14 protein-coding genes are annotated in these 19,572 nt (G+C 67.7%); all 14 read right to left on the bottom strand.

Features of this window, described 5'->3' with window-relative positions:
- Positions 1-71 precede the first annotated feature (71 nt).
- The 14 genes from smc to BJ988_RS04770 all read right to left on the bottom strand — a co-directional run bounded on the left by smc (position 72) and on the right by BJ988_RS04770 (position 19,572).
- A complete protein-coding gene (gene smc / locus BJ988_RS04835; RefSeq protein ID WP_179656973.1) occupies positions 72-3,611 on the bottom strand; it encodes a chromosome segregation protein SMC in 3,540 nt (1,179 codons plus the stop codon).
- A gap of 157 nt (positions 3,612-3,768) precedes the next feature.
- Complete coding sequence (locus BJ988_RS04830) at positions 3,769-4,800, bottom strand: glycosyltransferase family 2 protein (RefSeq protein WP_179656972.1); 1,032 nt, start codon at positions 4,798-4,800, stop codon at positions 3,769-3,771.
- Positions 4,801-4,811: 11 nt separating this feature from the next.
- Positions 4,812-6,320 (bottom strand): glycosyltransferase family 61 protein, encoded by a 1,509-nt coding sequence (locus BJ988_RS04825; protein ID WP_179656971.1) that lies wholly within the window; start codon positions 6,318-6,320, stop codon positions 4,812-4,814.
- A 20-nt stretch (positions 6,321-6,340) separates the two neighbouring features.
- On the bottom strand, positions 6,341-8,002 hold the full coding sequence (locus BJ988_RS04820) for a glycosyltransferase family 2 protein (protein ID WP_179656970.1): 1,662 nt from the start codon (positions 8,000-8,002) through the stop codon (positions 6,341-6,343).
- A 40-nt stretch (positions 8,003-8,042) separates the two neighbouring features.
- Positions 8,043-9,863: a glycosyltransferase family 2 protein gene (locus BJ988_RS04815; RefSeq protein WP_179656969.1), complete on the bottom strand. Its 1,821-nt coding sequence runs from the start codon at positions 9,861-9,863 to the stop codon at positions 8,043-8,045.
- A complete protein-coding gene (locus BJ988_RS04810) occupies positions 9,863-11,962 on the bottom strand; it encodes an acyltransferase family protein (RefSeq protein WP_179656968.1) in 2,100 nt (699 codons plus the stop codon). Before BJ988_RS04810 ends, BJ988_RS04815 begins: the two co-directional genes overlap by 1 nt.
- 278 nt (positions 11,963-12,240) lie before the next feature.
- On the bottom strand, positions 12,241-12,438 hold the full coding sequence (locus tag BJ988_RS04805; protein WP_045548398.1) for a hypothetical protein: 198 nt from the start codon (positions 12,436-12,438) through the stop codon (positions 12,241-12,243).
- 160 nt (positions 12,439-12,598) lie between these two features.
- Positions 12,599-13,390 (bottom strand): rhomboid family intramembrane serine protease, encoded by a 792-nt coding sequence (locus tag BJ988_RS04800; RefSeq protein ID WP_179656967.1) that lies wholly within the window; start codon positions 13,388-13,390, stop codon positions 12,599-12,601.
- 108 nt (positions 13,391-13,498) lie between these two features.
- Entirely contained in the window at positions 13,499-14,674 is a 1,176-nt protein-coding gene (locus tag BJ988_RS04795) for a glycosyltransferase family 2 protein (protein ID WP_343051470.1), read from the bottom strand.
- Between the two features lie 347 nt (positions 14,675-15,021).
- A complete protein-coding gene (gene mutM, locus BJ988_RS04790) occupies positions 15,022-15,891 on the bottom strand; it encodes a bifunctional DNA-formamidopyrimidine glycosylase/DNA-(apurinic or apyrimidinic site) lyase (protein ID WP_179656966.1) in 870 nt (289 codons plus the stop codon).
- Entirely contained in the window at positions 15,891-17,990 is a 2,100-nt protein-coding gene (locus BJ988_RS04785) for an SGNH hydrolase domain-containing protein (RefSeq protein ID WP_179656965.1), read from the bottom strand. Before BJ988_RS04785 ends, mutM begins: the two co-directional genes overlap by 1 nt.
- Before the next feature lie 55 nt (positions 17,991-18,045).
- Entirely contained in the window at positions 18,046-18,687 is a 642-nt protein-coding gene (gene rnc / locus BJ988_RS04780) for a ribonuclease III (RefSeq protein WP_343051832.1), read from the bottom strand.
- 77 nt (positions 18,688-18,764) lie between these two features.
- Positions 18,765-18,950, bottom strand: coding sequence for a 50S ribosomal protein L32 (rpmF, locus tag BJ988_RS04775; RefSeq protein WP_008358292.1), 186 nt, complete (start codon positions 18,948-18,950; stop codon positions 18,765-18,767).
- A gap of 67 nt (positions 18,951-19,017) precedes the next feature.
- Positions 19,018-19,572: a YceD family protein gene (locus tag BJ988_RS04770; protein ID WP_179656964.1), complete on the bottom strand. Its 555-nt coding sequence runs from the start codon at positions 19,570-19,572 to the stop codon at positions 19,018-19,020.

Below are 19,572 nucleotides of genomic sequence, written 5' to 3'. Positions count from 1 at the left end.
TGCCCGTCCGGGCGGCCGAGCCCGGCATGACCCGTATGTGGTGTTGGGCGTCCGGGGTCGTCCAGGCCCGGTCAGGCAGGCTGCACGTCGCGCAGCCGCTGCGAGATGACGGTGGTGACCCCGTCGCCGCGCATCGTGACGCCGTAGAGGGCGTCGCCGACCTCCATGGTGCGCTTCTGGTGGGTGATGACGAGCAGCTGCGAGGACTCGCGCAGCTCCTCGTAGATCTCCAGGAGCCGGCCGAGGTTGGTGTCGTCGAGCGCGGCCTCGACCTCGTCGAGGATGTAGAACGGCGAGGGACGCGCCTTGAAGAGCGAGACCAGGAAGGCGACTGCCACCAGGGACCGCTCGCCACCGGAGAGCAGCGAGAGCCGCTTGACCTTCTTGCCCGGGGGCCGGGCCTCGACCTCGATGCCGGTGGTGAGCATGTTGTCCGGGTCGGTGAGGACGAGTCGGCCCTCGCCACCCGGGAAGAGCCGCGAGAAGACGTGGTCGAAGGCGACGCGCACGTCCTCCCAGGCCTCGGTGAAGACCTGCTCGACGCGGTTGTCGACCTCCTTGACGATGTCGAGGAGGTCCTTGCGGGTCTGCTTGAGGTCCTCGAGCTGCTCGGTGAGGAACTTGTGACGCTCCTCCATCGCGGCGAACTCCTCCAGCGCCAGCGGGTTCACCTTGCCCAGGGCGCGCAGGTTCTTCTCGGCGACCTTGAGCCGCTTGGCCTGCTCGGCACGGACGTATGGGATCGGCTCGCGCTCGTTGCCGTCCTCGTCGGGGTGCTGCGGGACCATCTGGTCGGGGCCGTAGTCCTTGACGATCGCCTCGGGGTCGAGGCCGAGCTCGTCGAGGATCCGCTCCTCGAGCTGCTCGATGCGCATCCGCTGCTGGGCGCGGGCCATCTCGTCGCGGTGGACCGAGTTGACCAGCTCCTCGAGCTCCTTGCCGAGGTTGCGCAGCAGCGAGCGGCACTCCCGCAGCGCCTGCTCGCGCCCGGTCCGGGACTCCTCGATCTCGGTGCGGGCCCTGGCGGCCTGCTGCACCGAGACCTCCAGGCAGTCCAGTGCGTACGCCACCGCGGTCCCGACCGCTCGCGCGGCCTCGCCCTCGCGGCGCAGCTGCTCACGGCGGGCGGCCGCCTTGGCACGCTGCTCGCGCTCCTGCCGAGCGGCGCGGAGCAGCCCTTCGGCGCGGCCGGCCAGCGCACGGGCGCGCTCCTCGGACGTACGCAGCGCCAACCGCGCGTCCATCTCACGCTGACGCGCGTCGCGGGCAGCCTGGGCCAGTCCGTCGCGAGCGCTCACGTCGGGCTCGTCCTCGGGCTCCTCCTCGGCCATCGCGAGCCGCTCTTCGAGCTCGGCGAGGCCGGCGACGGCGTTCTCGCGCGCCTCCTGCGCCTGCTCGACGGCCGCCAGCAGCCGCTCGGCCTCACCGCGCGCGGCGCGGGCCTGGGCACCGAACTGGCCGAGCTCCTCGGCCACGGCGGCCAGGGTCGCGTCGGACTCGTGCAGCTTGGCCAGCGCGACGTCGACCCGCTTCTGGGCGGCCAGCCGCTCTGCCTCCAGGCGGGAGGTCTCGAAGGTGGCCCGCTCGGAGACCGCATTGGCCTCGGCGAGCTGGGCGGTGGCCTCGTCGACGGCCGCCTGCACCTCGAGCAGGCTGGGCACGCTGGAGGAGCCGCCGGCGGCGAAGTGGGCGCCGATCAGGTCGCCCTCGCGGGTCACCGCGGTCATCTCGGGATTCTCGACGACGAGCGCTCGGGCTGAGGCGAGGTCCTCGACGACCGCCACCTTGTCGAGCAGTCGCGCCACCGCGGGCCGCAGCACCGGCTGGCACTCCACCACGTCCAGGGCGTACGCCGCCCCCGCGGGCAGCGACGGCCAGCCGCCGGTCTCCTCGGGCGATCCGCCCAGGAGCAGCCCGGCCCGACCGAGATCCTCGGTCTTGAGATGCTCGATCGCGCCGACTGCCCGCTCGGCCGACTCGACGACCACCGCGTCCGACGCGGTCCCGAGCGCTGCCGCGACGGCGGCCTCGTAGCCCGAGCGCACCGCGAGCAGCGCGGCGACCGAACCCAGGACGCCGGGCAGGTCCGAGCCGAGCAGCGCACCTGCACCGTCCTTGCGGTTCAGTCCCATCTCCAAGGCGTCCTTGCGAGCGGCCAGGGTGGAGCGGTCGCGGTCGGCCTGCTGAGCCTCTGCCTGCAGCTTGCCGAGCCGCCCCTCGATGTCCTCGAGCGCGGCGGCAGCGGCCTCGTGCTCGGCGTCGAGGCCCTCCTCCCCCGCGTCCAGCCCGGCGACCTTGGTCTCCAAGGAGGTGAAGTCGCGCTGAGCTCGCTCGGCGCGAGCCAGCGCCTCCTCGCGGGCAGCGGTCAGCCGCCCGACCTCGCCGTCGGCGGCAGCGGCCCGCGACTTGAGCGCGTTGACCTGCCCGGTCAGCCGGGCCAGCCCCTCGCGGCGGTCGGCGGCGGCGCGCTCGAGCCCCTTGACCCGGCGCTCCTCCTCGGCCGCGGCGTCCTCGGCCGCCTTGCGGGCCTCGACCGCCTCCTCGAGGGAGTAGCGAAGCTCCTCGACCTCGGCGTCGGCGGTCTCCTCCTGCTCGCGGGCCACCTCGGCCTGGGCCTCGAGCTCCTCAGGGTCGCGCCCCTGGCGCACCTCCAGGTCCTCGGAGCCGGCCGCGTTGCGGACCCGCTCGGAGGCCAAGGACTGGGTGCCGCGCAGCCGCTCTCGCAGCGAGTTCAGCGCGAACCAGGTCTCCTGCGCGGCGGCCAGCGCCGGCAGATCCTCGCGCAGCGCGGCCTCGAGCACCGCCTCCTGCTCACGTCCCTCCGCGATGGTCTCCTCGACCTCGGCCCGACGGGCCAGCAGCGCGCCCTCGTCGGCGAGCTCCTTGTCGAGCTCGGTCCTAGCGCTGACCAGGTCGTCGGCATAGATGCGGGCCTTGGCGTCGCGTACGTCCATCTGCACCGTCTGCGCCTGCCGGGCGACCTCCGCCTGGCGGCCGAGCGGCTTGAGCTGGCGGCGGATCTCGACGAGCAGGTCCTGGAGCCGGTCCAGGTTGACCTGCGTGGAGTCGAGCTTGCGCAGCGCCTTCTCCTTGCGCTTGCGGTGCTTGAGGACGCCGGCGGCCTCCTCGATGAAGCCGCGGCGGTCCTCCGGGGTCGCGCGCAGGATCGTGTCGAGCTGGCCCTGGCCGACGATGACGTGCATCTCGCGGCCGATGCCGGAGTCCGACAGCAGGTCCTGGACGTCGAGCAGCCGGCACGGACTGCCGTTGATCGCATACTCCGAGCCGCCGTTGCGGAACATCGTGCGGGAGATGGTGACCTCGGCGTACTCGATCGGCAGCGCACCGTCGGTGTTGTCGATCGTCAGCGAGACCTCGGCGCGGCCGAGCGGGGCGCGCCCGGCGGTGCCGGCGAAGATGACGTCCTCCATCTTGCCGCCGCGCAGGCTCTTGGCGCCCTGCTCACCCATCACCCAGGCGAGCGCGTCGACGACGTTGGACTTGCCCGAGCCGTTGGGCCCGACGATGCAGGTGATGCCGGGTTCGAGCTCGAGGGTCGTCGCGGACGCGAAGGACTTGAACCCCTTCAAGGTCAGACGCTTGAGGTACATCGGTTTCTCCCCCGGCTCAGGACCACGTGGTCGTCTTCGTCTCGCGCGCTTCGCACGGTCATCGCAAGCGGGCAAATCTAGTTGGCGCTGCACGGGGGAAGGCCAGCGGGTCGAGGATAACCCGCCTCACCCGCTGATCTGCGGACCTCGCAGCAACCTACGCCAGGAACCGTTCCAGATCGTCGGCGAAGATCGCCTCCAAGTCCCTGCCATGCGCCGACTCCAGGCCGGCCAGAACGTACTCCTTGGTGTACAGAGACGAGCCGAAGAGGATCCGCGCGCGGCGGAAGAGGCCGCGCTGTCGGTCCTTGTTGCTGACGAAGCCGAGAAACCGCCGGAACCCCATGATTCTGAAGAACCGCGGAAGCAACACGTCGACGGCGACCGTCGTACGCACCTGGTCGCTGACATCCGCGGCGGCGAGCTCGAGAAGCGCCCCCTCGAGGAACCGGAGCATGTCCGCGACCCGGTGGTGGGCGAAGTAGCCCCGGGTGTGGTCGCGTCGCGACAGGTGTCCATCCTCCACAGGACCGACGCTCGAGTGGCCGCTGAAGTGGTAATAGTCGTGGCCGCCAGCTACCGCCATGTCGGCGGCATGGGCGAGATAGCTGAAGGTGAACAGGCAATCTTCGAAGACGGTCATCGACTCGTCGAACCGGAGCCCCAGGTCGCGGAGCCTTTCGAAGCGGTAGATCCGCTTGCAGGAGAGCGACCCCGCCGCGTCAGGGAAGTCGACGGGCTTGAACTCCTCCGTCACCGTCAGCTCTCGGACGCGTTCGCTGTCCGAGACCGTATTGACCGCCAGATAGTCGAGCTCGGGGCGCCGATCGAGGATGTCGAGAAGACGTTCGGCCGAGCCGGCACCGAGGTAGTCGTCGGAGTCGACGAAGAACACATGGCTCGTCTCCACATGATCCAACGCGGTGTTGCGAGGCATGCTGGCACCGCCGGTGTTGCGAGGCAGCCGGACGATCTTGAGCAGATCCGAGGAGTAGCGCGACCCCAACGCATCGAGCATCCGCAGAGCCGCCTCGGAGTCCGAACGATCATCGGCGACGACGACCCGAACCCGGGTCCTCAGATCGCGCCGGTCTACGACGTCGTGCAGTGCGGAGCCGACACATCGATCGAGCAGTTCGGCCCGGTTGTAGGTCGGGATGACGATGGTGAGTCCCGGCGTACGGGTCATGATAGGTCCTTTCAAGTCGGACCCGCGCTAGTCCGGACCCCGTCGGGCCAAGATGCCAGCCAGGCGGGTGCCCACGGTCGCCGAGCCTCCCCGACAAGCTGCTGCAAGAGCCGGAGGTCGACAGTGTTCTGGTGCACGACCTGGCAGCGATAGCGCGCGCCGATCTGCTTGGATCTCAGGTAGAAGTCGGGCTTGACGAAGTTGTCCGGGAACAGCTCGACGACTTTCACCCCTGCGCGGGCGAAGGCGAGGTTGGTCAGCCCAGCACCGTGCGGCGCGACGACGAGGTCCGCAGAACCGAACGCGCTCGCCTGCTCGGCGAGCGTCAGGTCCTCCGCGTACACGATCCTGAAGCCGAGATCCGACATCATCTCCTCGACCGCTGCCTCATTGGTGAAGGATCGGGGCGAGCGGGTCCGGGAGACATAGATTCGACGGGAGGCGGGATCGACGTCCACCGCAGTCATCGACCCGAAGAGGTCGAAGACTCGCCGCGACCACAGGTATGGTGGAGGGTCCGGCCAGTATGCGCAGGCAACCTGGGTCGTCTCCAGCTCCCTTGCTGAGACCAGCCGGGCAGGATCCAGACCCAGCCGTTCGAAGGCGAACGGAAGCACTCCGAAACGGTCCTCCACGTAGACGATCGGAGTGTCGTGCGGCACCCGGTGGATTCCGCTCAGCCCGGCCGCGGTCTCAGCCATCAAGTGGTAGTAGTTCACGTAGTTGTGGGCGAAGGGAAGCACGTACGCCCGTGGGATCTCGGTGCGCACCGGGGCCGCCACGTTGGTGCTGTTGGCCTTGGCATAGCGCGAAGCACGAGCGGCACGCGTGCGCAGATCTGCGGTGAAGGCGGTCGCGACGTCCTCGTCGCTGACACAGAACCTCACGTCGCGAGCGACGAACACCCGGTCGATGTCGCTCTCGTTGAAATCACGGTCGAACCCGGCTGCTCGAAGCGCCGCCCGCTGGCTCTCCGGGAGCCCGGCGAAGTCAGCCTCGAAGGTCGAAGGATGAGTCTCGATCGTGCCGCCCTGTTGATAGCAGATCAGGTCGGCATCGGCCGACAACGGAAGACGCTCGGGCATCGGCCGCCGCTCGAACTCGCGCGCCTCGATCAACTGCACCCGTTCGTACGCACCGCTCTCGACGAGCTTCTCGAACTGCCCCATTCGCGCGTTGACGCCGTCGATGACACGCTTGGCGTCCTCCAAGCGCAGGTCGTCCATGGCAAGCAGACCTCGGTTCTCAACGAGGTCGACCAACTCTTGGGCGATGTCACCGAGGCCGTAGAAACAGAGGTGACGTACCGCCGCGTTAAACCCAGGCCGATCGAGGCCGCCCGCGGTGTCCATGAGCCGTGACTCCAAGAGGCCACCGGCTCCTCGTAGGAGTGCATCGACCGCGACCGCGATGCCGTCATCGACCCGTGTTCCGTCACCCTCGCGCAGAGCGATGATCATTGCCGCTGCCGCATCCACGTCACGCTGATGGATCAGCTGTTGAATCCGTTCCTCCGACATCTGGTTCTCCTACTCGGAGCTCAAGCTCGTGTGACGCGATTTGTGATCCGGCTGACCTTGCTGCGTACGCGGCGCTTGATGCCCAGCGCTTCGGCACGTGCCTCAGCGGCTTCCGCACGCTCTCGGTTGGCACGCGCTCGCTGCTTGAGGTTCTCGACCCGCTGCCGTTCCTGGCCGAGCTGCTCCCGCAGCTCGCGAACTGCCAGGTCGCTGTCACCGCGGGTTACCTTCTTGACCGGCTCAGCCGTCCGGAGATCGACCAGGCCGAGCTCCTTGCTGGAACGCCACTCAACGCCCCAGACTGCGTCGATCGCCTCGATCGGGGCGACCTTGTCGGAGGCATAGCGGAGGGCACGGCTGTACGCCTGGGTCGGCCTGACCGTCAGCACCGTGGCCTCGTCGGCGCCTTCCGGTGCGAAGTAGTTCACCACCCCGAGGTCGTTGCCGTAGACGTCACGCATGATCTCGTGAAGCGCGCTCGGGGCCAGCCCGACAGTGACCGGCACGTCAAGACGGTAGGGCGACGGGAAGACGTCGTCAGGGTCGTTCTCGACCATGGTGACCCGTCCCTCACAGCGATACCACTCCTGCAGCAGGTGCAGCTCCAGATCGGGGTCGGCAAGGACCCGGCGCCGACCGGTCACCAGCCGCGACCAGGGACCGACGAGAAGCACCTGCAGATCGGTCTCGGTCTGGTTGAGCAACATGTCGACGCAACGGCGGGCGAACTCTGCGGTTTCCTCGTCGACGTTCACCACGGCGGTGACGAACGGGACCTGCCACTGCCGGTTGGCGGCTCCCCGCCGGTAACGCGGGATCGGCATCCGCTGGGCGAAGTGGATGTCGTTGAAGTGGGCGACCTCGCGTCCCTTGTCCTGGACCGTCGCCCGTCCCAGGTGATAGGTCTCAGCACTCATGACGGGGATGAACACCGCGCCGCGCTGCCAGATCTGGTAAGCAATTTCGGTGTCGTCGCCGAGCTTGAGCTCGGGCCGCTGGCCGAAGGTTTGCTCGTAGACCGACCTGGTGACGGTCGCGCAGGCCCCCATGTGGGTGGAGTAGTTGCGTCCACCGCTGGCGTTGAGATCATCGGTCTTCTCGAAGATGTCGAGCGACCAGTGACGGTGCAGCGTGGAGAGGTCGTGATGCTTGCGGATGTCACCGCTGCGCACCTCGTTGAAGACCTGCTCGGGGGTGAAGTCCCACTCTTCGACGAAGCCCTTGTGCCCGATGGTCGCTGCCTCCGGGATGAAATGAGCCCACTTCGCGTGCTCACGCACATTGTCCGAGAAGAGGATCATGTCCGAGTCGACCCAGTAGATGATGTCGCCGTCGGACGCCTCGATGCCGATTCTGAGCGCGTTTGACCGCCCCCAGCCCTCGCCGAGCTCTTCGTTGACTCGGATTAGGCGGGTGTTCTTCGGGGCGTACTTCCCGATCGTGACCGCCGGCTCGCTGCCGTCGTCGATCACGACGACCTCGAGGAGATCCTCGGGGTAGTCCTGAGCCGCGAGAGAGGCGAGGGTCAGATCGAGGGTCTTGGAGTTGAAAGCCGCGGTGACGACCGTGACCTTCAGGGTCGGCTGCCAACCCTCGGGCACAGTGCCGTCGAAGGCGTCGCGCCATTGGTTCTTGTAGACGACGTCACGAAGCGCCGGGTTGGTGGTCAGGGGCTTGGGCATGATCTTGAGTCCTTCTTGTGATTCAGGCAGAGCGGGGCTGTCAGCCCTCGACGATCTCGGGCATGAAGCGTGGCCACTGCTCGTAGGAGCCCGCCACCAGGCTCGAGTCGTCACGGCGCCAGGTGTGCCCATCGGCGTGGCGGATGTACACGTATCCGAGGCCGTTGGTTCGGTAGCCGATGCCACCGGCGTTGCCGACCCGGATGAGCACCGATCGGTCGGTCGAGTTGGGGGTGGGGCGCCATCCCCCGATCTCGTTCAGCATCGCGGTGGAGAGCATCATCGCTCCCCCAGCGATCTGGTAGTGGTGCATCTCGGTCGCGAAGGTGCGGTGCACGGTGTGCTCGAGTGCCTCCAGATAGAGATACTCGGTGGTCTTGCCGACCATGTCGGCCCCGGAGTAGAGGTGGGCGAGGACCAGGTCGCCGATCACCTGCGGACCGTAGATGTCGTCGTCGTCAATCTTCACGACCAGGTCGCCGGAGGCGATCCGGGCTGCGTCTGCGAGGACCGCGCCGAATGCCTTCTCCTTCTCGTGGCGAGTGACCACTGCGCCGGTGGCCGCTAGAACCTGCTCGAGCCGCGGCGGCAGCGGGCCCTCCGCACCGTGGAGAGCGACGATGATCTCCACGTCCGGATATCGCTGCGCCGCAAGCGCCTCGATCACGGCTGCAACCCGGCCAGGGCGCATCGTGGAGAGCACCACGCTCACCTTCGGCAGCAGTCGGTGCCCTCGTGACTGGGTGTACTCGGCGAGTTCGAAGAAGCCACCGAACTGCTCCATCGCCAAGCGGCGCTGCGGCACCGACCGCAATTCACGGACCAGGCCCGAGCTCGGGCGGTAGGTCTGCCGCACCAGTCCGGCCAAGTCCTTGCCGAGCACGTCCTCGGCGATCCGCATCTCCGTCGGCAACGAGTGCAGGATCACCCCGGTCGCGGCTAGCTCGGCCAGGCGGCGGTAGATGGTCCTCTCCGTGTCGATATCGTCGACCGACACCCCAGACAGATCGATCGCCTCGATCTTGCGCAGACCGCGTACGTCGGCACCGCGAACTGGCGCAGTCAGCGGCAGCACCACGTCGACCACCCGCTCAGCCGAGTGGGCCGTGGGTTCGAGCCGCAGCGTCCCCTCGACCAGGCTGGCTCGATACGAGCCGTCGGGGTCGACCCAGCCCTGGAACCGTCCGACCGGGTTGTGCACATTGAGGTCGACCAGCGGCGCCTGCCCACGATCGGAAACGGTGAGGTGACCGGTCGCAGGGTCGACGGCAAGCGGGTGTCGGAAGACTGTGAGGGCAGGGTCGTCCTTGAACCCGACCAGCTCAGCGAGCCGAACCTGATCGCTGACCAGGCCGTAGTCGGCGAGGCTCAGCCCGACCCCGTCGAGATGGTCGACCGGCACTTCTGGAACCCCGGGCGCGGTCGGGGTGGGCAGAAGTCCGAGACCAACCAGCGAAAGCGCATCGGAACCGAGACCGACATACCCGTAGCCGTGATGGCCGCGAGTGACGGCGAAGAGCGGATAGATAGCCCGGGCGACCGCAGCGAGCGGGGCTGGCTGCCGGAGCCCGATCTCGACCTCCGCTGCGCCCGCTCCGCTGCGCGGGTAGCGCAACTCCTGTCGAATGACCCCCGGCATCCAACCGAGCCGGCCGTTCCAGCGCTTGTGCGGTGTCTCCCAACGCTCGATGCGCAGCGTGAAGGTCTCCACCGTGGTCGCCGGGTCGGCAAGGGTAAGGATCCGGATCAGGTCCACGTCGGCTACGGCGACGGTGACCTCGCCCGCCGGCTGGGGAAGTTCCTCGACGAACCCCATCAGGTCCTGAGCGCTCTCGAATACGCGGTTCAGCGGACGCTCCATCAGTTCGATCCTTCCATTGCCTGCTCGACTGCCACACCAAGTTGGGGAGCAAGGCTTCTGACGAAGGTCCCCGACAGGTGGTGTAGGTCGTAGTGGACGATCACACCACCGACCACGGCCCGGCAGATTCCATCCGGGCAGACGTACGGGGTGGGGTCGAACACCTTGACCCGCTCGTCGTTGATCTGCCTGGCCGCGTCAGCCTGCTCGACCGGGACATCACGTTGGGAGATCGGTGCGTCGCACGCGGCCAGATCGCTTGCGTTAGCCTCCACGCACTGGGGGTCGGTCGGGTCATCGTCGAACCCTGCTCGAGGCACATCCTGCAGGACCAGGACACGCTTCCCGCCGTCCATCCACTGCCGCAGAACCTTTTCGTACGCTCTGGTCAGCACTTCACCCTTGTCTGCCTCGGAGACGCCGACCAGCGGCTGCAGAGACCTGTTGCCGGTGATGACCAGGTCGAAGTCGCCCTTGCTCACCTCGCCGATCGCCCATCTGTTCCAGCTCGCGCAGTTGCCCGTCCGCTTGTCCTCGAAGTCGATCTTTCTGGCCACCGTGTAGCAGTTCTCGATCAGATAGGTGGTCACCCTCCATCCGCGCCGCTCGGCGACCTCGTCGAGCGCGGGAAGCCACATGTCTGCGTGCGAGTTGCCGATCAGCGCGACCCTCGCCTGCTTGCCTGAGGCCGCCCCGAAGGTGCAGGACGCACGGTCGGTGTAGCCACCGCCGACAACGCATCCTCTCTCGGCAGCGGGACTCATGTCCGTAGCGGCAAAGGCCGGTGGCGTCACCAGCGATTCACCATGCACCGAGTCGCAACCGCGGTCGATCAGCGCTTGGGCCCCAAAGCACGGTCGGCCGGCAGCAACCGTCGGAGCTTCCGAGGCGAGCCTGGTGCGCCACTCGAGCCCCGCTCCTACGGCCGAGACGACGAGCGCTCCAGACAGGGCGAACACGAAGCTCCGCCGAAGCGGCATTCCGAGCGGTCTGGAGCCTCGCAGAGGGTCCTCGACCGTGATCTTGGTCCCCCAAGCCAGTAGGAACACGACCGCGAGCGCTCCCGCCTTGACCGGCCACGAAGGTGGGTGTCCGAGGGCGAACGGGAGCAGGACGATCACCGGCCAGTGCCACAGGTAGACCGAGTAGGAGACGCCGCCGAGCCACTGAACCGGTCGTAGCCCCATCAGCGGCAGCGGCGACCCTGCACCAGGGACGGGTGCCGCCAGGATCACGAGGGCGGTCGCGAGTACGGGCAGCGCAGCCGCGGAGCCAGGGAAGACGGTGGTCTCGTCGTAGGTCCAGGCGGAGAACACGATACCCGCCAGACCGGCCCAGGCGAGCAGCGTGCGCAACGTACGACCGCCCTCGGCGGCAGGGAGCCAGATCGCGACGAACGCCGCAAGGCCGCCCGCACCGAGCTCCCAGAATCGGGTCCACGAGTGGAAGTACGCGGCCGCGTCGGTCGAGGGCGCCAAGGCTGACGAGGCGAAGGAGATCAGCGTGACGATGACGATGCAACAAGCCGCCCCTGACAGCAGACTGCCGCCACGCCTGCGGACGAATATGCCGCTGAGCATGATCAGCACCGGCCAGCAGAGGTAGAACTGCTCCTCGATCGACAGCGACCAGTAGTGCTGGACGGCCGTCGGGACGCTGTCGGCCGCCATGTAATCGACGGCCTGGGCCGCCAGCGCCCAGTTCTGGGCGTAAAACGCAGAAGCGATCGCCTGCACGGTCGTGTCGTGCCACAAGGTCGACGGCGCGACCAGCCAGGTCGCAACCAAGCTCGCGACGAGCACGAGAAGTGCCGCAGGCAGCAGCCGACGGATCCGCCGCCCCCAGAAGGAGGCGAGATCACCCAACCGCGCCGGCGGATTCTGGATGAGGTGCGTCGTGATCAAGAATCCGGAGATCACGAAGAACACATCGACGCCGACATATCCTCCGGTCAGCCTGTGGGGCCAGAAGTGATAGATGACAACGAGCGAGACCGCGAGCGCGCGGAGCGCCTGGATGTCGGCGCGTTGACCTCCGGACGGCACAGCGCGCTCGGTCGCCGGCGCCGGCTGCTCCCGGCTGGCTTGAAGAGTAGGCATTGAGGAGTGGAATTTCTGGGTCACGACGGATGGCCGCGCTGCAAGACAGCGCGGAGCTCCCGTGGGGGATCATGAGGCAGAATGCCGCCGAGACCAGCACACCGGGCGATCTATCCAAGACGGATGCGACGGCCGCAGCGAACCTTACAGCAAGGTGGGCCGTCCTCGACCATGGGACGCTTCCCAACCAAAAGGTCGAAACCGACCCTGTTATCCAGAGTCGGTTCCCCCTGAACGAGAAATGGCTCTCGCCCGTGGTGTTGCAGTGTGCCCGCAGGTCAGGCGGGCTGCATCTCCTGCATCGAGGTGTCGAGGTCAGCGGTGTGAGCCGCGACCAACGCATCGTTCTCCGTCTTCAGAGAGAGAACGAGATCCTCGAGCTCACGCACACGCGCACGCAACCGAGCATTCTCGGCGGTGAGGTGGGCGGGAGTCCGCAGGTCGCTGCTCATATAACCGATCAGCGCCTTCGCCATGAATACGTTTCCTTCGTTGGAATCACTAGAAGTTCCCGCGATACCGGGCCGTCTACAAGGGTGACACCGTAATCGACAAGCGTCAACGTCGCGCACGCAAAGCCAGGACCTCCGACCGTAAGAATCGCCGGATCTCACCCCAGACTTGAGTGCGACACACTCAACTTCGGCGACGGCGCTCACGCAGCTGCATGAGCTCCTTCTTCTCCTTGCTGGTCAGCGAGTCGGCACCCTCGGCGTGGATCTTGTCGAGGAGCTCGTCCATCCGCTGCTCGTCCTTCGAGACCGTCGAGGACTCCCAGGGGCCGGTGACGACGGTCGGGCCGGACTTCCGCTTCCTCGCCTTGGCCGGCTTGGGCGCCTTCGGCTGCCCGGCAACCTGCGGGATCCAGGCGAACTTGTCGAGCAGCCCGAACTGGCGCGCGACGAACGCGTTGACGACCAGACCGACGACGAAGACGAGCAACATCACCCAGCTGCGGTAGCCGAGATACTGGATCAGCTGGATGCCCACCAGGATCACACCGAAGAGCCATGCCGGGATGTTGAAGATGAACATCCGGTCGGGCCACTGCGCGATCCACAGCAGCACCACCATCATCTCGAGCATCCCCAGGCCGGCGAGGACGTAGTTGGGGTCCAGCACCGAACCGAAGAACACGGCCAGAACCGAGAGCACCGCGGTGAACGTCACCAGCAGCCAGGCGAACTTGACCCGGCCGAGCTCGTTGCGCTCGAGCTCGGACCCGAAGTACCAGAAGAAGAAGATCGCCAGGACGTCGAAGATGCTGAACTGCGGATAGGCGAACGGCCAGGTGATCAGCGTCCACAGCTTGAGGTCGGCGAGGTTGGGCTGGATCAGGGCCAGCCCGACGACGCCCGCGCCACCGAGGAAGGCGAAGAGCACCAGCCCGACGATGCTCCCGAAGACCACGAGCCACGTCGTGGTCACCCCCAGGGAGCCGATGTGGAACCAAGGCTCTTGGGGGTAACGACCGCCTGGGGACAACCGGAAACGTTCTCGCACGGGGCAGAGCCTATCCGCGCATTGGTTGTCGCGTCAGGAGGGCACTCCCACCGATGCCTCGATGTCGCCCAGATTCGCGGGCAGCGCCGGATCATCGCGCCACGGATGCTGGCCGATCGCCTTCCGGGCGCCGTGTCTGTCGATCATCGTGACCAGGACGGCGAGGTCCTCGGCCCGATCCTGGGCGACAAGCCACGCCATGAGCCGCTGGGCGCGTGGAACCGCGGTGTCCTCGAACGGCACCCCGGCGTCGTACCAGAACTCCAGCACGGCAGCGCGCAACAGGTTCCAGTAGCGGCGCGGATCCTCGGTGTCGGGATGAACCGCCGCACGAAAGTGCTCCCACATGTCGATCGGCAAGACCTCGACGAGCAGGGTCTCCATGAGGTCAGCCGATCCGGCCGCACGAACCAGCTCGATGGTCTGACGCTTGGTGCCGATGCGCTCGACCAGGTTCGCGATCTGCGCCCGCTTCTGCGTCGCCGAGGACCGGTCCGCGCGGACCTGCCAGTCGTAGACGATCTCCGTCATGACGTCGAAGGAGTCGGCGGCGAGGAACGCCTGCGTCAGTGCGACCTGATCCTGGTAGCGAGTTCGCTCCGGGAAGGCGATCGCATTCTCCGTCCAGAACGACCGCCGGAAGACCTTGTTCCACACGAAGATGTCGGCGAGCATCAAGGGCGCGTCCTCGATCCGGCACCTGAGCCGTTCCTCCGCGTGGTTGCGGCGCATCAGCGGCGTCATGAACCTGCGTTCAACCCCGTCTTCGACGGCGACCCGCTCTGCCGCACCGACCGCGAAGTCCGAGCCCGTACGCCGCAGCGACCGCACCATCGCCGACCACGCATCGTGCGGAAGGGTGTCGTCGGGGTCGACGAACGTCAGCAGCTCACCGGTTGCCGCGTCGATCCCGGTGTGACGCGCTCGCGACACCCCTGAGTTCGGCTGGGTGATGACGGTGACGCAGGACTCCTCCGCGGCCAGTCGCCGCAGGATCTGCGCCGACCCGTCGGTCGAGCCGTCGTCGACGACGATCACCTCGAGCTTCGAGATCTCGCTCCGCGACTGGGCGAGGATGCTGCGCAGGCTCTTCTCGACGTACTCCGCCACGTTGTAGACCGGTACGACCACGCTGAGCGTCGGCCTGAACCCTGCCAGGTCTCTGACCCGACGGACTCCGGCTTCGCCCAGCTTCCTCCAGCCCGTCACGCCCGAGCAACTCTCACAGTCGGACGTCCTTCCGAGAGCTTGTGGGGAGCCACCTGTTGTCCTTGTCGAGCTGTTGCCCAACCGATGACGGCCAGCGTCGTTGACGCCTGCGCCGGTATGGGTGGGCCGCGGTTTGTCTTCCCGAGATCCGGATGACCACGTCGCCACCCGGCTAAAACCGCCAGCCCGAACAAGGCGGTGCGTCGTCTCTGAACCCAAGACGAACGGACCAGAGATTAACCCACGGGGATTCGGTTTCCTTAACCAACGCCGAGGATCGCCGGAACTGTCATCGGCCCGCAATATTCGGGCGGTCCCATGGGCCCCTGAGCAATAGCACAGATGGACTATTTCCCGTGGCTTCCGCGGACTCGAGGTGCCGGCTGGCAGGTGGGGCAGAAGTAGGAGGAACGGTTCATGAAGGCCACGCGCCGCATCGGCGCTCCGCACCGGTCGCACGGCTCGCCCTCGCGTCCGTACGCCGCCAGCGACCGGTCGAAGTAGCCCGACTCGCCGTTCACGTTGACGTAGAGCGCGTCGAAGGAGGTGCCGCCCTGGGCGAGCGCCTCGATCATCACGTCGCGTACGTGGCCGAGCAGCTCACGCACCTTCGGGCCGGTCAGCCGCTCCCCCGGCCGTTCGCCGTGCAGCTTCGCGCGCCACAGGGCCTCGTCGGCGTAGATGTTGCCGACGCCGCTGATGACCGTCTGGTTGAGCAGGATCCGCTTGATGCCGCTGGCCGAGCGGCGTACGCGGGTCGCGACCGCCTCCTCGTCGTAGACGGGCTCGAGCGGGTCGGGGGCGATGTGGGCGATCTCGGGCGGGAGCTCTGCTCCTCCAGGACTGATCGAGAGGCCGCCGAACATGCGCTGGTCGACGAAGCGGAGCTCGCGGCCCTCGGCGGCACCGTCGAGACGCAGACGCACCCGCAGGTGCCTCTCGTCGGGCGAGAGGGGCGGCTGGACGAGCATCTGACCGCTCATGCCCAGGTGGGCCATGAGGGCGTCACCGGAGTCGAGCGGCAGCCACAGGTACTTGCCGCGGCGCCGGGCACCCGTGACCACCCGGCCGGTCATCTCCTCTGCGAAGGCCGACGGGCCGGCGAGGTGGCGTCGCACGGGCCTGGGGTGCAGCACCTCGACCGCGACGATCCGCGCTCCGACAATGTGACGCTCGAGGCCGGCGCGTACGACCTCTACCTCCGGTAGCTCTGGCATCAGGGCCTCCCGCTGGGGATGTGCTCGCCCAGACGGCGGAACAGCTCCTCAGCCATCGTACGTTCGTAGGTCAGGGTCAGGTGATGGGCATCGCGGTACACGATCACGTTCCCGATGACTGCGGGACAGGTCCGGTCGTCGCAGTAGAGATCGAGCGTGGTCACGACGGGAGCCTCGATCCGACGTGCCGTCGACACGAGCGTGTCGGGTGCGTTCGTGGCCTCCGCTCGAGAGACGTCGCAGGCCCCGGCCCGCAGCTTCTCCTCGGACGACTCCGTGATGCAGCGCGCGGCGTCCTCGCCGTTCCGCGGGTTGTCCTCGATGACGACGACATCGGTCCCCCGTTCGCGCAGCGCACGCCAGTTCGTCGCCGCCTCGTCGATCCTGTCCGGGGCGACCATGCCGGGATTGCGGCCTCCGGCGAAGACCACCGCATCGAACGGCTCGCCACCGAACAGCTGATCCTCGGTCTCCTGGATGCGTGTCCCACACCGTTCGCTGATGCCCTGGCCGCCCGCACGCTCCGCAGACCAGACGCACCCGTTGCCCGTCATCACGCTCACCTGCCAGTCACGCTCGCGCGCTGCCGCGCGGAACAGCGGCGTGAGCATGGCCGCGTGCGAGGTCCCGACCAGCGCGACCCGTACGCTGCCCGTCCCGAAGGTGCAGGTCCGCAGATGCTTCGCGTCCGCGGCCGAGTAGCAGTCGTAGGCCCGCCCGGTGTCGTTCAGGAGTCCGACCCGGGCCGGCATCATCGGCGCCGAGGCGAGCTCGTCGGCACACGGACCGGCACTGTCCTTGGCGGCGTACCCGAAGCAGTCTCCGAGCTCGTCCGCGGCCTGGGCGGCGCTCTGCCGGCTGTTCGCGGCGACCTCGTTCGAGTCCCTGACGCCGACGTAGGAGAGCGCCACCACAGCGATCCAGGAGCCGATCAGGGCCGCAGCGATCACCGGCTTCGCCGGGCCCGGCCGCCAACCGCGGGCGACGGGGCGCTCGACGGCGTAGTGGAAGGCGATGGCGAGCAGCACAGCGGCGAGGACCATCGTGACTCCGGCCAGCACGCCGGGCACGGCGTCCGTGCCGTGGACATACCGGTAGCCGATGAGGATCGGGAAGTGCCACAGGTAGATGCCGAACGCCATCGCGCCCAACCAGCTCACGGCCGGCGTGGCGAGCAGGCGGGTCCCGGACCAGGCCCGCTCGTCCTCGCGCGTCGACACCAGAAGCAGCGTCGCGCACGCGACCGGCCACAGCGCCGCCACACCGGGGAAGGCGCCTTCGACAGGAAGCACGAGGCCACAGGCGAACAGCCCGAGGAGCGCTGCCCAGGAGGCGAGGGCCGCTGCCCGGCCACGAAGGGCGAGTCGCGCTCCGGCCAGCGCGAGCAGCCCGCCGACAGAGAACTCCCACACCCGGGTGAGATAGGAGAAGTACGCGTACGGCTGGTTGCCCGCCGTCTGGATCAGACTCCACGCGAACGAGATCGCGCCGACAAGAGCGATGAGACCGGCAAGGACGGCCACGAAGCGGCGGACGTCGACACGGCGGGCGCCGCGCGCGGCGAGGAGCCACGCAGCCACGGCCACGACCAACCAGGTCAGGTAGAACTGGCCCTGCACGGACATCGCCCAGAAATGCTGAACAGGCGTATGCGGATCATGCTGGTTGAGGTAGTCGACCGCGTTCTCCGCGAGGAACCAGTTCTCGTAGTAGAGGGCTGAGGCGAGCACCTCGGAGAAGTTGCGTGGCCGAAGCGCCTCTGGAGCGATCACGACCGTCATCGCCAGGGCGGCCAGCAGCACCACGGCGGCCATCGGCCAGACGCGCCGGGCCAGACGGCCGAGGTACGACAGCGGTCTGATCCGACCCTCGCGGCGTACGTGGCCGACCAGCGTGAGGGTGATCAGGAACCCGGTGACGACGAAGAAGACGTCGACACCGCCGGAGACCTTGCCGAGCCAGATGTGGTAGATCGCGACCAGGAGTGCCGCGACCGTACGCAGGCCTTCGATCTCCTTGCGCTTTCCCTGGGCGCCGGTCGCACCGCGCGCAGCGATCTGCTGCTGCGGCGACGAGGCCTGCAGGACGGGTGGAGACACGAGCCGGAATCGTAGTTGCCGGATGAGGACCCACCAAGCGAGGGGCGCCGGGCGGTCAGCCCGTGACCGCGGCGGCGGCCTGGATCTCGCCGTAGGCCGTCTCCGCGGCGGCCTGCTCGGCCTCCTTCTTGGAGCGGCCGACGCCGTTGCCGTAGAGCTGCTCGCCGACCCGGACCTTCGCGGTGAAGGTCTTCATGTGGTCGGGGCCCTCGTCGGTGATGACGTATTCCGGCACACCGAGGGCACGCTCGGCGGAGAGCTCCTGCAGGGAGGTCTTCCAGTCGAGACCGGCACCGAGGTCGGAGGCCGCCTCGATGAGCGGGTCGAAGAGCCGGTGGACGAGGACCGTGGAGACCTCGATACCACCGGAGAGGTGGACCGCTCCGATCACCGCCTCGACGGTGTCGGAGACGATCGAAGCCTTCTCGCGCCCACCGGTGGCCTCCTCGCCCCGGCCCAGCTTGATGTGCTGGCCCAGGCCGATGGCCTGACCGACCTCGGCCAAGGCGCGGGCGTTCACAACCGCCGCCCGCAGCTTGGCCAGCTTGCCCTCGGGCAGGTCTGGATGGATGCGATAGAGGGTCTCGGTGACCACGACGCCGAGCACCGAGTCGCCAAGGAACTCCAGGCGCTCGTTGGTGGGCAGGCCACCGTTCTCGTACGCGTAGGAACGATGAGTGAGCGAACGCTCAAGCAGCTCGGGGTCCAGGATCGGATCCCCGAGCGCTTTGCGAAGCTCTGCGTAGTTGGTCAGGAGACTAACCGCGTGTCAGATCAGAGGACCTGGCGACGTTCGGCGCGAGCGCCGTACTGGCCGCACTCGCCGCACGCACGGTGCGGGATGTGCTTGGCGCCGCAGGCGGGGTTCGCGCACGTCACCAGGGTCGGCGCAACGGCCTTCCAGGCCGAGCGGCGGTGGCGGGTGTTGCTGCGCGACATCTTCCGCTTCGGGACAGCCACTGTTTTCTCCTCTTATTCGGCCGGTCGGATCTCGACCGGCTACTGAAGCCTAATTATCTGGCGAACTCTAGTTGCTGGGGTCTTCCTTGAGCGAAGCCAGCCCCGCCCAGCGCGGGTCTACCTTGTCGCCGTGGTCGTGCTCGGGCTCGTCCGCGAGCCGCGCCCCACAGTCGGGGCACAGTCCCGGACAGTCGTCCTGGCACATCGGCTGGAACGGCAGTGCGAGCACCACCGCATCCCTGAGCACCGGCTCGAGGTCGATCAGATCGCCCTCGGTCCGGCTGGTCTCGTCGTCCTCATCAGGCGCCTGGCCGTCACGAGAGTCGTTGTAGACGTACAGCTCCTGGATGTCGACCTCGGCTTCGTCCTCGATCTTCTCCAGGCACCGCACGCACTCGCCATCGAGGCCGACCAAAGCCGTCCCCGTGACCAGCACACCCTCCATGACCGCCTCGAGACGCAGGTCGAGCTCGACCGGCGATCCCTCGGGGACAGCGAGGACTTCGATACCAAGATCTGCCGGCGCCGGCACCGTCACCTCGACATGACGCTCAGACCCCGGGCGGCGGCCGAGCTCGCGAGTATCGAGCACGAGCGGCGCTCTCGGGTCCAGGCTGGTCAT

Source organism: Nocardioides panzhihuensis, from assembly GCF_013408335.1.
Classification (GTDB): Bacteria; Actinomycetota; Actinomycetes; order Propionibacteriales; family Nocardioidaceae; genus Nocardioides; species Nocardioides panzhihuensis.
The sequence above is the reverse complement of the archived record's forward strand: the minus strand, read 5'-3'. Positions and strand labels throughout refer to the sequence as shown.

What these genes read in the sequence shown, in the direction of transcription:
- BJ988_RS04815 (WP_179656969.1), bottom strand. Translation starts at nt 9,863, where the DNA reads ATGGAGCGTCCGCTGAACCGCGTATTCGAGAGCGCTCAGGACCTGATG.
- BJ988_RS04805 (WP_045548398.1), bottom strand. Translation starts at nt 12,438, where the DNA reads ATGGCGAAGGCGCTGATCGGTTATATGAGCAGCGACCTGCGGACTCCC.
- BJ988_RS04810 (WP_179656968.1), bottom strand. Translation starts at nt 11,962, where the DNA reads ATGCCTACTCTTCAAGCCAGCCGGGAGCAGCCGGCGCCGGCGACCGAG.
- mutM (WP_179656966.1), bottom strand. Translation starts at nt 15,891, where the DNA reads ATGCCAGAGCTACCGGAGGTAGAGGTCGTACGCGCCGGCCTCGAGCGT.
- BJ988_RS04820 (WP_179656970.1), bottom strand. Translation starts at nt 8,002, where the DNA reads ATGCCCAAGCCCCTGACCACCAACCCGGCGCTTCGTGACGTCGTCTAC.
- BJ988_RS04770 (WP_179656964.1), bottom strand. Translation starts at nt 19,572, where the DNA reads ATGACCAGCCTGGACCCGAGAGCGCCGCTCGTGCTCGATACTCGCGAG.
- BJ988_RS04830 (WP_179656972.1), bottom strand. Translation starts at nt 4,800, where the DNA reads ATGACCCGTACGCCGGGACTCACCATCGTCATCCCGACCTACAACCGG.
- BJ988_RS04825 (WP_179656971.1), bottom strand. Translation starts at nt 6,320, where the DNA reads ATGTCGGAGGAACGGATTCAACAGCTGATCCATCAGCGTGACGTGGAT.
- smc (WP_179656973.1), bottom strand. Translation starts at nt 3,611, where the DNA reads ATGTACCTCAAGCGTCTGACCTTGAAGGGGTTCAAGTCCTTCGCGTCC.